Origin of the sequence: Pedobacter sp. B4-66, from assembly GCF_018492665.1 — a bacterium.
GTDB lineage: Bacteria > Bacteroidota > Bacteroidia > Sphingobacteriales > Sphingobacteriaceae > Pedobacter.
The window spans coordinates 237,499-251,560 of the sequence record NZ_JAFVME010000003.1 but is presented as its reverse complement, the minus strand read 5'-3'; the positions used below and the strand labels follow the sequence as shown (position 1 = coordinate 251,560).

Below are 14,062 nucleotides of genomic sequence, written 5' to 3'. Positions count from 1 at the left end.
GCGTTAAACTTCAGTGGGCGAAGGACTTATTGCGCTCCAGCCCCCGTCAATTACCAAGCTCTGCCCTGTTATATGTTTTGCGCCATCAGACACTAAAAACAAAGCCGCATTGGCAATATCAATAGTTTTAGCCGGACTGCCCATAGGGGTAATCCTGGACCATACCGCTTCATAATTCGGATCATCCAAAGTGCGCTCGGTTAGCGTTGCACCGGGCGCAATCGTGTTTACATTAATTTTAAAAGGAGAAAGCTCCAGTACCAAATTCTTGGCAAGCATTTCAAGGGCAGCTTTAGTCATTCCATAAGCAGCCAAATCCTTGTGTGCCTGGTGCGCGGTAACAGACGAAGTAAACAACAAAGAACCTCCTTTAGGCTGAGTTTTCATTTGATTAGCTGCTGCCTGGGCCAGAAAAAATGTACCACCAAGATTTGTATGTAAAACCTTATACAACGAATCCTGAGGATAAGTAAAGAAATCGCCAAATAAAGTAATACCTGCGTTAGCGATTACAACATCCAAACTGCCAGATGTTTGAACAGCCAGATCAACCATACTTTGAATAAATTCCTTGTTGCCGGAATCACCTGCACAGGCAATACAATTTCCACCTGCCTCATTAATCGTGTGCGCTGCGTCATTTGCCAGCACCTCATCTATATCATTCAATAAAACTGTAGCACCCCTAGATGCCAGCTGCTTACATATTTCAAATCCGATGCCCTGTCCGGCACCGGTTACAATTACCGTCTTATTTACAAATGCTGTTGAAGTCATCATAATAGTTTCTTAATTAATGCGAATCGCGCAATACTTCACTCCCTGAGTTACCCTTTAAAAAATCAAAATCAGCACCTAAATGTGCTTGTTCAACATGTTCTACATACAACCTCGCATATCCTCGCTTAAACTGATTTACAGGATCAGCAAGCCCTGCCCGTCTCTTATTCAGCTCCTCATCAGATACCAATAAGCTTAACTTTCTACCTGCTACATCAAGTTCAATCATATCTCCATCCTTAACCAATGCAATAGTTCCGTTTTCGGCAGTTTCTGGAGATACATGCAATACCACTGTTCCAAAGCCAGTACCACTCATTCTGCCATCAGATATACGTACCATATCTGTAACTCCTAAATCGAGCATCTTTTTAGGCAAACCCATGTTGCCAACCTCTGGCATACCGGGATAACCTTTAGGACCGGTATTTTTAAGTACCAACACACTATCTGCATCAACAATCAACTCCGGATCATCAATTCTAAGCTTATAGTCTTCAATGTTCTCAAAAACTACAGCCTTGCCAGTGTGCTGCATTAAGCGGGCATCAGCAGCCGAAGGCTTAATAATAGCCCCCTCCGGACAAAGATTCCCTTTTAATACCGCCACACCCGAGTCTAATTTAAACGGTTGTTCAACAGAAGCAATAACTTCTTGATTTAAAGTCTCTGCCCTTTCCAAATTCTGAGCTATACTTCTGCCATTAACAGTAATACACTCCCCATTTAAAAAGCGTTCCATCTCTTTCATTACCGCCGGTAAACCACCTGCATAATACAAATCTTCCATAAAATGCGCTCCCGAAGGTTGCAGATTAGCTATTAATGGAATACCATTAGAGTAACGATCAAAATCATCAATAGTCAACGGTATACCTACTCGTCCTGCAATGGCCAACAAGTGTATTACAAAATTGGTAGAGCCACCAATAGCAGCATTTACCTTTATTGCGTTTTCAAAAGCCTTGCGCACTAAAATGTCAGATGGCTTCAAATCCTCCTTAACCATATCCACAATCCTCCGACCAGAGAACTGTGCCAGCACCTTTCTAGAAGCGTCAGCAGCAGGTATTGCCGCATTTCCGGGTAACGAAAGCCCTAGCGACTCTACCATACACGCCATAGATGAAGCAGTACCCATCACGGCGCAATGTCCTCTGCTTCTGCACATCCCAGCTTCAGCCATATTCAGTTCCTCTTCCGACATGATTCCTGACCTTACTTGCTCAGAAAACCTCCAAATATCACTTGTGCCTATACTTTTACCCTTAAATTTACCGGTCAGCATAGCACCACCCGAAACTACAATCGAAGGAATATCTACACTACAGGCCCCCATAACAAGCGCAGGTGTTGTTTTGTCACATCCGCACATCAACACAACACCATCTATAGGGTTTGCCCTGATGGATTCTTCAACATCCATACTTACCAAATTGCGATAAAGCATTGCTGTCGGTTTAATAAGCGTTTCGCCTAAGGACATCACCGGGAACTCAACCGGAAAACCACCTGCCTCAATTACCCCTCTTTTTACAGATTCGGCAAGCTCTCTAAAATGCGCATTGCATGGTGTAAGTTCCGACCATGTATTGCAAATTCCAATAACAGGCTTACCCTGAAACTCATCAGCAGGGATGCCCTGGTTTTTCATCCAGGCTCTATAAATAAAACCGTCTTTACCTTTTTTACCAAACCATTGCTGACTTCGTAGCTTTTTTTCCATATTATATCAATTATAAAGCACAATTAAAAACCGGCAAACCTGTTGTGCCTGGTTTTATTATAAATATATGACCACTTTGCGGAAATTCATTAAGATCACTTTCCGTCATTTCTTTTTTTGCTGTAGTAATAATTAACTGATCTAAAGCCTCGCCAACAAACGCACAACTGCTAACATGAGGAGCAGGTATCTCTATGAACGACAACATTTCACCACTATCCACATCAAACCTACCAACACCATACCCACCCCATAAAGCGATCCAGAGTTTACCTTCGGCATCCAGCGCAATACCATCAGGTATTCCACTTTCAGTAGGAATCTGAACAGCCACACGCTCAAACTCCAAATCACCCGTCTGCTCATCATAGAAATAAGATTTAATAGCCCTCGTAACACTATCGGTATGAAACAGTCGTTTGTTGTCGGCAGTCCATGCCATGCCATTCGAAATGGATAGGTTGTCAAGCTTTTCACTAATCACCAATTCTTTATCTACACAATAAAGAGCGCCTGCATCCGCTCTATGATTCAACTCAGTTGTGCTGATCCAAAACCTGCCCATATTATCAACGCCGCCGTCATTGCATCGGTAAGTTTTCCAATCTGCATTAAGTTCTGTGGTAATGAAAGATAAGGTTTCAGTTATTAAATTAAAACGAGCAATACCACCTTGCAAGCCTAAAATAAGCTCATCAGCAACATTGCTTTTAACTACTAATGATACACGTTGAGACAATTGATACTGGCGACAACTTTTATTAAGCAAGTTGTATTCATAAATTATACAGTCCTCAATGTCTACCCAAAAGCAGCTACTTCGCTCATTATGCCACATAGGGCTCTCGCCCAAAATACAGCCCGAAGGATGCAGTACTACCGCCCCTGTTATATTTACCATACTAAAAATCTATATCTGATTAGTTCATTGTTAAAGCATAAATATATACAATACAATTCTGTAAATAAGGTAACAAATCGAATAGAGAAACAAATATTCACATTAGTTTAATATATAACATTGAAACTTGTATATTTATGACCTCTACCTTGGGATTTTTTTTATAGTAGGATAACAATTGTTCTCAATTATTTGCTCAAACGTTCAAATGTGGTTTAAAAAACCTTATCTTCTAGTCTTTGCAGTAGCCATAACAAGCTGCTTTCAGTCTCTTGCTGCCAATAATAGCCGCCCGTCAAGCTCAAAAGCGGTAATAGATTTAACCAGTCAATCGTTAACCAAAGGCGTAGAATTAAATAACCAGTGGGAGTTCTATTGGAATCAACTCCTTAGTCCTCAGGATACCACATCAAAAAAAGGTTTGCTCGTTAATTTTCCTTTTGAATGGACTAAAAAACTAGATGGAAAATCATTTCCATCATTCGGATACGCCACTTTTAAAGTAACTGTATTACTACCCAAGAACAAAAAAGCGCTACTAATTGCAATTCCCGAAGTTTACTGTGCTTACAGGCTATATGTGAATGGTGTACTAGAAAGCTCAAACGGAGTAGTTGGTAAAAACAAAGACGATTTTGAGCCTTATTGGGAGCGCAACACTGTTCTTGTATCTGCCAATGTAGATACGCTAAACCTCCTGTTGCAGATTTCTAATTTTGCTCATAGCAAGGGAGGGATAAAGAAGGCATTGATAATAGGAAATAAAGACGATCTATTGCTGGAAGAAAAACAAACAGCATCAATAAATTTACTTCTTACTGGATGCTTATTAATGGGCGGCCTTTTCTTTCTCGGGCTATATTTACTTGGAAAAAGCGACAAAACCATTTTACTGTTTTCACTCTTTTCTCTGGTCTTTAGTTATAGAATTATAGGTACAGATACCTATATATTACACTCCATTATCCCCAACATGAATTGGTACTTTACCGTTAGGTTGGAGTACTTATCCTTATTTATAGGTATAGGATTATTTTCGCACTATACGCTTAATCTATATCCCAAAGATATTAGGCCTTTAGTGGCAAATGGTATATGCATAGCAAGTGCATTTTTTAGTTTAGCAGTACTTTGTTTACCAGCGGTCTATTTTACCCAACTGGTAGATCCTTTTTTGGTAGTGATGCTCTTCTGTCTGCTATACGTTCCTTACGTATATATTAAGGCATACAGACGAAATAGACCGGGTGCTATATACACATTAATGAGCTCTCTTGCATTACTTCCGGTATTTGCCATCTCATTACTTCATTACTGGGTAATTATTCCGCCCTATCAAATGGTGACTTTTACCTGTTACATAGCCTTCTTCTTTCTTCAGTCCTTAGCCCTATCGTACAGAGTATCTTTTGCCTTAAAAAACGCAAAAAGGATAGCCGAAGAAGGATATGAAGCTAAAAGCGAATTCCTAAGTAATATGAGTCACGAGATAAGGACACCACTCAATGCCGTAATAGGAATGAGTCATTTACTACTAAAAAGTAAGCCTACTGAAGATCAAAAAGAACACCTTGACGTATTACTATTTTCAGCCAATAACCTGTTAGCTATCGTAAACGATATTCTCGACTATCATAAAATTGAGGCAGGAAAAATATCAATTGAACATGTTGAGATGGATATTACTACCATAGCGAACTACGTAGTTAAAGGTTTGGAGTTGGCGGCAAAAGAAAAAGGTTTAGCACTTAATTTAACCATAGATAAAGCAATACAAAACAAAGTAATTGGCGATCCAACCAGAACATCGCAGGTAATAACTAACCTTGTACATAATGCTATTAAGTTTACAGAAAAAGGTTCTGTAGATGTTTCAATAACTGTTGTATCTCAAACCAAAACCTCAATTACCCTTACTATTCAGGTAAAAGATACAGGAGTTGGAATATCAACAGAAAAGCAAGGGCTGGTTTTTGAGAGATTTGAGCAAGCTGGTTCTTCTGAATTTAACGGCCCAAGAGGTACAGGACTTGGTTTATCTATATCCAAAAGAATTCTTGAATTACAAAACTCTACTTTATATCTAAAAAGTGTTGAAGGCAAAGGTTCTACATTCTTTTTTGAACAGACTTTTGAAAAGGGCGAAGAAAGAAATGAAATCAACTACAACTTAGAACCCGTTAAGGAAAACCTTAAGCCTTTTGAAGGGATTTGTATTCTGCTGGTAGAAGACAACCCTATGAATGTTCTTGTTGCACAGCGATATCTTGAAGGTTGGGGAGCCACAATTGATGTTGCCTTAAATGGATTTGAAGCCCTTCATAAATATGACGATTCAAGACACAGGATTATACTTATGGATTTGCAAATGCCAATCCTTGATGGTTATGAGGCTGCCAAAAAGATGCGAAAAACAGGTGTAACCAAGCCGATAATTGCTCTTACAGCAAACCTTGCTACCGAAATAGAAGCACAGATTGCAGCAGTTGGTATCGACGACTATATTATAAAGCCATTTCTTCCTAAAGAACTGTTTAAAAAGGTATCGCAATATGCTATAGAGAAGCAACAATCAGAAGAACATCAGCTTATTTAACACAAGCTACATCAAATTATGAGTTTCTTTAATAACATCCATTACAAATACACTCTTTGTTTGGCCAATCCCCGCAACCTCTGTTAATTTATCGACAAAAAAAGTGTGATAGCTTTCCATATCTTCGGCAACAATTTTGAGCATAAAATCAAAATCGCCCGAAATATTGTAGCATTCAATCACCTCTTTAAAGCCCATTACCGCATTTACAAAAACAGCCCCAGCTTTTTTGTTATGTTCTCTTAAAGTAACCATGCACAGAACAATCATTCTTTTGCCAACCAACCGCTTATCAAGAATAGCCGAATACTGCTTTATTACACCGTTTTTTTCTAATCGTTTTATTCTGTCGTGAGTTGGCGTTGGGCTTAAATGAATTTGCGCAGCAATTTCCCTAACCGTAAGTTTACTGTTTGACTCAATTAGTTTCAATATTTCATGGTCTTTGCCATCCAAACTGATTTCCGGTAATTTCTTTTGTTCTGTTTTCTTCATTATTTATAAGTGCTTAAAAGACTATTGTTCTTTGTAAGTTCAAATATCAATATAATTGTTCTTATTATTTTTTATCATTTGAATCAGGAATTCATTATATATACTTTTGACAGGACAACTAGCTAACTTATGTTTTCAAAAAAGAATATCATCCTGATGATTGCTTCTATGGCTATTTTTGTAGAGGCCCTTGATATTGCAATTATCAATCTAACTATACCATCTATTCAAGCCCAATTTAAAGTTGGCAACGATCAGGTTCAATGGCTCCAAACCCTGTACGTATTGCTTTATGGAGGTTTTCTTATTATTGGTGGCAAACTATCGGATGTATTAGGGAAAAAGAAGATATTCATGATTGGCTCCGTATTGTTTCTGCTAACCTCTTTAGGCGCAGGACTATCGTCATCTTTTGAAATGCTGGCTATTTTTAGAGCCCTACAAGGTTTGGCAGCGGCGTTGATTATGCCTTCTTCCCTATCTATTGTAATTCACAATTTCACAGAAGAAAAAGAACGTAGCAAAGCAATAGGCATTTTCAGTTCCTTTGCGGCCATCGGTTCAGGCAGTGGTTTGTCTTTTGGTGGTATTATCAGTACTTTGTGGGGATGGCATTGGGTTTTCCTTATCAATGTACCTATCCTGTTTTTTGTGGTAATTATAGCTTATTTCTATCTGGAAGTGGATGCGCCTGAGAAGAATAAAAGCACCCCTGATATTATTTCAGGCTTGTTACTTGCAACCACTCTACTTATGATTAGCTACGCCGTGCATACCGTTGGCGATTTTCAAAAACACGTCGGGCTACTTAGTTCTCTTGTTGTTTTAATAATTATATGCCTTAAAGTACTTTATAACAGACTTACTCGCCTCACAGATCCACTAATCAACCTGTCTATATTTAACTCATCTTCCGTAGTTACCGCCAACCTTGCATTTATACTTCTAGGTGGATTTTTTACCGGATTCTTGTTTATGGTTTCCTTGATTCTTCAAAAAGACATGAATTTGAGTGCTGCAAAATCTGGATTATTGCTAGTTCCTTTTAGTTTATTGTCGGCCATAGTTGCAAAATTCGGAATACCTTTTTTAACTAAAAGACTAACCATTTCGCAATTGGGCATTGCGGGAATGTTGAGTATGCTAATCGGTGGTATATTTTTAACCAATAGTGTACTGTTTAATCACTCGCTGGCGCTGGTGCTTTTATCCGCGACGTTTGTTACCGGACTAGGAATGACCATGTGTTATACCAGTTTATCTGTGCTCTCAGTACAGGGAATCCCGAAGGAACATTATGGCCTTGGATCAAGCATTGGCACAACATCATACTTTTTAGGTGCCGGAATTGGGCTTTCTATTTTGACACTTTTTATGAAATCAGAGAATATAGCTGTTTCAGTAAATATACCATCTTTGATAGTTCTAAGTCTATATGCTTTGATTGGATTAGTCTTAATGATCCTATTTAACAGATCAAAAAAACTTCAAGCTGCAGAACCACAATTTTAACGCTCTTATTTTTGAAACTTACATAATTTGGCTCTTTAGTTTGGCTAGAGTCAATCCACGTTTTTCTAGAAAAAGGTCGACTCATTGTTAAAGCACTGTGGCCTCACATTAGCACTCTCCAAAGCTGAAGTAGGTGTAGCATTTCATTCAATTTTTTATTAATTTGGATAAAAAAACAAATGAAAAAATCACGCACTCTATTCTGTATATTATTTGTATTGGTTTGCGGGCTAAATACCAAGGCGACATCTATTAAAACTGTTTTAAGCACAGCTAATACATTTATTGAATCGTTAAATACTGATCAACAGAAAGCAGCCGTAATTAGCTATACTAAAGAGAGCGCCACAAAATGGACCAACCTCCCTTGCGGATTGCAGTGTAGAGTTGGAGTTTTATTAGGTTCATTAACAGATAAACAACTCAGATATGCTAAAGAAGTAGTTAAAGCAGCTATGGGTACACTTCCTTCGAGAGGATATGATCAGGCTATGCAGATTTTAGCTGCAGATGGTTTTCTGGGCACTAATCGTAGTGGCTACTCATCAGGAAATTATATCATTGCCTTTTTAGGTAAACCAAGTGCTACAAGTAAATGGCAATTGCAGTTGGGTGGACATCATTTGGCAGTTAATTTAACGTTTGACAATGGAAAAGTAATAAGTGCTTCGCCCCTTTTTATTGGGTTAGAGCCAAAAAACTTTACTGCAAATGGAGTAACTTATTCTCCACTTAAAGCGAACCATGATAGTTTGGTAGCTATGATTGCCTCATTAAATTCAGAGCAATTAGAAGATGCTAAACTAAGTGCTGCATTTGGCGATGTTTCGGTTGGCCCTGGTGCAGATGGTAAATTTCCTGATGTAAAAGCCGGATTAAAAGTAGGAAAGCTAAACAAACAACAAAAAGCAATGGTCATTGAGGCGATAAAAGTTTGGGCTCAGATTGCTGATGATGCTACGGCTAAAAAATTAATAGCAACTTACAGCTCAGAAATCGATAGTACTTACATTGCATATTCCGGCAACCCTATGCTAATCAACAAGACTGATTATGTGCGAATTGATGGCCCATCGGTATGGATTGAATTCATTTGTCAGCCCGGTGCAGTGTTTCCTGCGGAGGTGCATTATCATACTGTTTATAGGGATCACATCCGTGATTATGGTGGTAGTTTTAGTTTTTCCAACTAACTTGATTGTATTTTTAATTAACTTCATGGCGCCTTATTGTTGATGAACAAGGTGATTTTTCAAGAACAAAGGGCGAAAAACCACAAACTAATTTTAATTAACATCCTTATAAATGGCATTACCTAATATCTTTACCAAACCTGTTTCTGATGAAATAATTGCAAGAATCAATAAGCTTACATCTGACAATCAACCACAATGGGGGAAAATGGATGTTGCGCGTATGCTTGCCCATTGTAATGTAACTTACGAGTTGGTATATGATGACATTCATAAACAACCAAATACTCTTTTGAAATTTATATTAAAGTTGATGATCAAAAATAAGGTTGTTAATGAAAAACCTTATGGTAAAAATGGTGCTACTGCTCCTCAGTTTTTGATTACCAACCCTCGAGTGTTTGAAACTGAAAAAGCACGCTTAATTAGCTATATCGAAAAAACTCAGCAATTAGGAGAAAGTCATTTCGATAATAAGGAATCGCATTCATTTGGCGTACTTGCAAAAGCTGAATGGAATAACATGTTCTATAAGCACCTAGATCACCATTTAAATCAGTTTGGCGCTTAAGATGGTCTGCGTTTAATGATGGGCAAACCATCATTAAACTACTCACTACAACGCTAAAGTTAGCTCATAATCACTGATTGCAAAAAACAGATTTTGGATTTGATGTACATACTGTACTCTTTTTAAAGGCTGCTCATTGTACTGAACAATCCAGATTTCGCGTTTATTTTCATCAACTGAGTTTAATAAATTGAACTCATTACTTTGACCTTGGCTATCTTCTACATAGGTTATGAAGGCGCTTAGTTTAACTTGTAAGCCCAGGGATGACGCCCAGTATTCGTTTATTGGTACTCCCTGATAGGAACCATGAAAAGACTCCCAAAATTTTGGGGTTTTAAATTGATCTTCCGTTACAACAAACCAGCTTCCGTCTTTATGGCCAACAATATTTCCGATTCTTAATTCATGTGCATCCATACAATTTATTTAAATAACCGCAATTAAAATCTAGTAACTAACTACTATTAAATATAACAACTGCCGGGCTAACTTTTTAATTTTGTTTTTAGAAAAATCAATGGATTATAAAAACGTTGATTCAGCTGTTTTTGATTCATAGTTAACCAACTGGCACAACCATAATCATCAAAACTTTTGCGGATTTCGAGATGAAGATGATGGTAGTCTCCCCCATATTTTTTCGATTCTTGCTTTGTAAACAAACGGGCTAGCTTTGTGTTTTCACTTATTTGCTGACCTTGCCTTACGTATACTTCTTTTAAGTGTTTGTAGGATGTATACATGATTTTCCCATCGGCAAGCTTGTGTTTTACTACAATTGTTTGCTGGTTTTCACCCAAATGCACTGAACATACCACGCCTTTTGCCATAGGGTAAACGCTTACTAATTCTGTTTTAGATTTTGCCGGGTTAATATCTATTGCGGTATGGATGTGTCCTTTGTAAAAACTATCTCTATGATCTCCAAAAATGCTGATGACTTTGATTTGCTTTATATCTTTTCTATTAGTTACATCAAATGGTAGTAACCAGTTATTAGCTACTTCTATTGGCGCAGTATCAACATAATAAGGCTTCCATCTGCTTTTATCATTATCGATTGTAGGTTTTTGGAAGTTTAGCAGTAAAAGCAAAGTAGTTAGGAGCGCTATTTTCATAAAGATATTTCGTTTGGTAAGTTTACAATCGATGGCTAATGTTTTATCACTTTAAACTTAGCAGCTTGTTTTTTAGATAGAATAACTGGCTTAAAGGTTACAGGTTCTAAAGGAAGATCATTTTTATCCGTTTTTACTGAATTTATTGCATCAGCTACCTCCATTCCCTCTACTATCTCTCCAAAAACTGTATAGTCATTATCTAAATGGGGTGTTCCGCCGATTGTTTTATAGATAGCTCGCTGAGATGATGAGAATTTAACTCCCTTCTTCTTTTCCAGGGCATCAAGCTGTTCATCTGTTTGAGGTTTGCCTACTACAAGTTACATTTGCGTTAAATATGAACTCTTTTCAGGATTGTCGTTTCTGCCAGCGCCAAGAGCTCCTTTTTTATGAAACAAGGTTGGCTTTATTTCGGCAGCTAAGCGTTGTATTGGCATTTCGGGATGTTGTTTTTCTCTATCCAGAATAGTCTCATCAAGTTCCCCACTCTGGCTAACAAAAGATTGAATAACACGATTGAATTGCGCATTGTTATAAAGGCCTTTCTTTATGGTTTGAAGAAACATATCTCTGTGCTTTGGCGTTTCGTCGTACAAAAGCAAAGTGATGTTGCCTTTATTGGTAACCAACCTCACATAGGTTGATTGGGCATTAGCCATAGAAGCAATTAGTAAAAACACCAAGGTTAGTGTACGAGTTCTCATTTGATTTTTCCAATTTTAAGAATATATCTCTAATATAGGATTCTGTCGATATATTATTGCTACTGGTCGGTAAATTGCCTGATCTCGCAGACGTGCCAGTTATTGCGTGATTCTACGGCACGTTCATTGTTCTATTACTACCAAATAGAACACACAACAAATGAAAAGAATCCTTTTAGCTGTAGTTTTCGGAGTAGCTTCGTTAAGCAGCATAAATAGACAAACATTAACTACCAAAGTCCTCACCCTTTCGAAGCTTTAGTTACCCCTTTATAGCTTTCGCTATTTCTTCAATTAAACCAGATTCCACAAACGGCTTACTGACTACACCTGAAAAGCCTTTGGTTAAAATTTTATTCATTTCAAACTCTTCAGGACCGGCACTAATTACTATTACAGGTAGTTGATTTAATGGTGCAGGCAATTTCTTAATGGATTTTAAAAGTTCATATCCATCCATTTCCGGCATTTGAATATCTGTTAACACTACCGTCACTTTTTCTTTCGCCAAAATATCCAATGCTTCCAACCCATTAGATGCACTATAGAATTTAACATTCCATTTTTGCGTCATCATTTTAAGGAATTTAAGGTTAAGCTCGTTGTCGTCAACCGCAAGAATACTTATTCCATTAAGTAATGAAAGCGGATCTTCTATTTCTTGTTTTTTCGCTAACTCACCCTTTTCATTGTTTTCTGAATATGGAATATAGAATGAAAAAACGCTACCTTCTCCTTCAGTGCTTTTTACACTTATTTTACCGCCCTGAAGTTCTACAAATTGCTTGCAAATGTATAACCCTAGTCCCGTACCGGTTTTGCCTTTAGAAGAGCTGGTTTGGTAGTACTTAGAGAACAGATTAACCTGCTGATCTACACTGATCCCCGCTCCTGTATCTGCAATGTCTACCGTTAATCTTGGTTGATCATTTAGCCTTACCAAACTGGCACGCACCTTAATTTCTCCTTCTTTGGTGTATTTTATGGCGTTGCTCAACAGGTTAATCATAATTTGCTTTAGCCTAAAACTATCGCCGAGTAATATTGCTTCTTTATCTCCCTCGAATTCGTAATGTAGGTTTAGCTTCTTCTTAATGGCACTGAACTCCATGTTCTCTATTAAACCGGTAAGTACAAAATTGGGGTTAAAGGGGTCATTATTAAACTTAAACTCGCTGTTTTCCATCTTAGCGGCGTCTAGTGTATCGTTTAAAGTACCCAATAACATATCTGATGATAAGCGGATAGAATCCAGCATATCGGATTGACGTTTAGATAATTCCGTTTGACTAAAAATATAAAGGAAGCCCTTTATAGCGGTTAGTGGATTTCTTATCTCATGGCTCATATGTAACAAAAGGTCCATTTTCTGTTGTGCTATGGTGACCGCCCTTTCGTTTTCTTTGCGTAGCTGTACTTCAGATTCGTTTAGCTTGATAATAAACACAATGAGCAAGGTAGCAAAAACCAAAACCAAGAAAAGCGCTGCCAGATATAACCTATTTAGCAATCCGGTAGACTCCTGATAACTTTTGAAGGCCATTGCCTTAAACTCATCGGCCATCTTATAATTAAGCGTTTTAACATCATTAATTATATTTTCGAGCTCTGTGGTAATATGATCGTTTAGACTTATTAACTCACGCTGCATGGTAAGCATTTTTACATTTCGATCTTGTAGTTGCTGTAGCTTATTGAGATATACCGACCTGGTTCTTTCAGACTCTTTGCGTGTCTCAAGCGCTGAATTTTCAGTTACTTGTCGGTGGTTTATTTCTACTACTGCCTTTGGACCAGAATTGTTTGTTTTATTAGAGATAGCATCTTTTAATCTTGAAAACAAACCTTTTTTCTGTCCCACGACTTCTTTGCGAACAGTATCTGTTTTGCTTTTTATCTTCTTATCAGATTTTATAATAGTAACTATCTTTGGTTCGCCTTTCCCATCTTCAGCAGAAAACTGAGCGTACACTGTAAGAAGTGAATCGAAATTATGTTTAACTGAGTAGAGTTTATCTGAAAGGGTAAGTTTTTTATTGTACCACTCTTTCACTTTTGTACTCTGATCTGGTGTTAGGTTAAGTGTATCAGTAGTCCTTTTTAACAGTATATCTATTTCGTCGAAAGCTTTAGATAATTTAGCTTTATAGTCTACACTTTTTGTACTTTTTACATTAAGTAAAGATTCTTGAAAATCGTCTTCTGCCTGGTGTAAAAGCAAAAGTATCTGCTGAGGTTTGGAACCGTCAACTTCTACATTATCTGCTTGTTTTACTATGTTCTCTAATTTATGTGATATGGTATTTCGGACAAAAAGGGCTGCCACAGCCAAAACAATTATAATAGCCAGAAAAGCAAGGAGAATCTTTCGGGATTGACTTTGTGTGTATGTTATTTTCATTGAATTATATTAAGACAATAAGGGTAAAAATAGGTTTAATTGTGTACTGCACATAGACA

11 protein-coding genes and 1 pseudogene are annotated in these 14,062 nt (G+C 37.6%); 4 read left to right on the top strand and 8 right to left on the bottom strand.

Annotated features, from left to right (window positions below; genetic code table 11):
• Positions 1–3 precede the first annotated feature (3 nt).
• Genes J1905_RS05670 through J1905_RS05660 form a run of 3 tightly spaced genes read right to left on the bottom strand, consistent with a single transcriptional unit; the run spans position 4 to position 3,407 of the window.
• Positions 4–780: an SDR family NAD(P)-dependent oxidoreductase gene (locus tag J1905_RS05670; protein ID WP_214226257.1), complete on the bottom strand. Its 777-nt coding sequence runs from the start codon at positions 778–780 to the stop codon at positions 4–6.
• Between the two features lie 13 nt (positions 781–793).
• Positions 794–2,506 carry an IlvD/Edd family dehydratase gene (locus J1905_RS05665; RefSeq protein WP_214226256.1) on the bottom strand — a complete coding sequence of 571 codons (1,713 nt, stop codon included), beginning with the start codon at positions 2,504–2,506 and terminating at the stop codon, positions 794–796.
• A 10-nt stretch (positions 2,507–2,516) separates the two neighbouring features.
• Positions 2,517–3,407: an SMP-30/gluconolactonase/LRE family protein gene (locus J1905_RS05660; RefSeq protein ID WP_214226255.1), complete on the bottom strand. Its 891-nt coding sequence runs from the start codon at positions 3,405–3,407 to the stop codon at positions 2,517–2,519.
• 208 nt (positions 3,408–3,615) lie between these two features.
• Here J1905_RS05660 and J1905_RS05655 point away from each other — a divergent pair, with 208 nt between their 5' ends.
• Positions 3,616–6,003 (top strand): ATP-binding protein, encoded by a 2,388-nt coding sequence (locus J1905_RS05655; protein WP_214226254.1) that lies wholly within the window; start codon positions 3,616–3,618, stop codon positions 6,001–6,003.
• Between the two features lie 6 nt (positions 6,004–6,009).
• Here J1905_RS05655 and J1905_RS05650 read toward each other — a convergent pair whose 3' ends face one another.
• A complete protein-coding gene (locus J1905_RS05650) occupies positions 6,010–6,498 on the bottom strand; it encodes an Lrp/AsnC family transcriptional regulator (RefSeq protein ID WP_214226253.1) in 489 nt (162 codons plus the stop codon).
• A gap of 129 nt (positions 6,499–6,627) precedes the next feature.
• Here J1905_RS05650 and J1905_RS05645 point away from each other — a divergent pair, with 129 nt between their 5' ends.
• The 3 genes from J1905_RS05645 to J1905_RS05635 all read left to right on the top strand — a co-directional run bounded on the left by J1905_RS05645 (position 6,628) and on the right by J1905_RS05635 (position 9,774).
• On the top strand, positions 6,628–8,010 hold the full coding sequence (locus J1905_RS05645) for an MFS transporter (protein WP_214226252.1): 1,383 nt from the start codon (positions 6,628–6,630) through the stop codon (positions 8,008–8,010).
• Positions 8,011–8,189: 179 nt separating this feature from the next.
• Positions 8,190–9,203, top strand: coding sequence for a DUF3500 domain-containing protein (locus J1905_RS05640; RefSeq protein WP_214226251.1), 1,014 nt, complete (start codon positions 8,190–8,192; stop codon positions 9,201–9,203).
• 112 nt (positions 9,204–9,315) lie between these two features.
• Positions 9,316–9,774, top strand: a complete 459-nt coding sequence (locus J1905_RS05635; protein ID WP_214226250.1) for a DUF1569 domain-containing protein — start codon at positions 9,316–9,318, stop codon at positions 9,772–9,774.
• A 45-nt stretch (positions 9,775–9,819) separates the two neighbouring features.
• Here J1905_RS05635 and J1905_RS05630 read toward each other — a convergent pair whose 3' ends face one another.
• The 4 genes and pseudogenes from J1905_RS05630 to J1905_RS05615 all read right to left on the bottom strand — a co-directional run bounded on the left by J1905_RS05630 (position 9,820) and on the right by J1905_RS05615 (position 14,003).
• Complete coding sequence (locus J1905_RS05630; protein WP_214226249.1) at positions 9,820–10,194, bottom strand: hypothetical protein; 375 nt, start codon at positions 10,192–10,194, stop codon at positions 9,820–9,822.
• A gap of 68 nt (positions 10,195–10,262) precedes the next feature.
• A complete protein-coding gene (locus J1905_RS05625; RefSeq protein WP_214226248.1) occupies positions 10,263–10,895 on the bottom strand; it encodes a M23 family metallopeptidase in 633 nt (210 codons plus the stop codon).
• Positions 10,896–10,930: 35 nt separating this feature from the next.
• A pseudogene (locus tag J1905_RS05620) lies at positions 10,931–11,557 on the bottom strand (peptidylprolyl isomerase).
• A gap of 307 nt (positions 11,558–11,864) precedes the next feature.
• Complete coding sequence (locus J1905_RS05615; protein WP_214226247.1) at positions 11,865–14,003, bottom strand: hybrid sensor histidine kinase/response regulator; 2,139 nt, start codon at positions 14,001–14,003, stop codon at positions 11,865–11,867.
• Between the last annotated feature and the right edge of the window lie 59 nt (positions 14,004–14,062).

Bases quoted from the DNA above. Each gene is read 5' to 3' on its own strand.
- J1905_RS05650 (WP_214226253.1), bottom strand. From the start codon at position 6,498: ATGAAGAAAACAGAACAAAAGAAATTACCGGAAATCAGTTTGGATGGC.
- J1905_RS05625 (WP_214226248.1), bottom strand. From the start codon at position 10,895: ATGAAAATAGCGCTCCTAACTACTTTGCTTTTACTGCTAAACTTCCAA.
- J1905_RS05630 (WP_214226249.1), bottom strand. From the start codon at position 10,194: ATGGATGCACATGAATTAAGAATCGGAAATATTGTTGGCCATAAAGAC.
- J1905_RS05665 (WP_214226256.1), bottom strand. From the start codon at position 2,506: ATGGAAAAAAAGCTACGAAGTCAGCAATGGTTTGGTAAAAAAGGTAAA.
- J1905_RS05640 (WP_214226251.1), top strand. From the start codon at position 8,190: ATGAAAAAATCACGCACTCTATTCTGTATATTATTTGTATTGGTTTGC.
- J1905_RS05655 (WP_214226254.1), top strand. From the start codon at position 3,616: ATGTGGTTTAAAAAACCTTATCTTCTAGTCTTTGCAGTAGCCATAACA.
- J1905_RS05645 (WP_214226252.1), top strand. From the start codon at position 6,628: ATGTTTTCAAAAAAGAATATCATCCTGATGATTGCTTCTATGGCTATT.
- J1905_RS05615 (WP_214226247.1), bottom strand. From the start codon at position 14,003: ATGAAAATAACATACACACAAAGTCAATCCCGAAAGATTCTCCTTGCT.
- J1905_RS05660 (WP_214226255.1), bottom strand. From the start codon at position 3,407: ATGGTAAATATAACAGGGGCGGTAGTACTGCATCCTTCGGGCTGTATT.
- J1905_RS05635 (WP_214226250.1), top strand. From the start codon at position 9,316: ATGGCATTACCTAATATCTTTACCAAACCTGTTTCTGATGAAATAATT.
- J1905_RS05670 (WP_214226257.1), bottom strand. From the start codon at position 780: ATGATGACTTCAACAGCATTTGTAAATAAGACGGTAATTGTAACCGGT.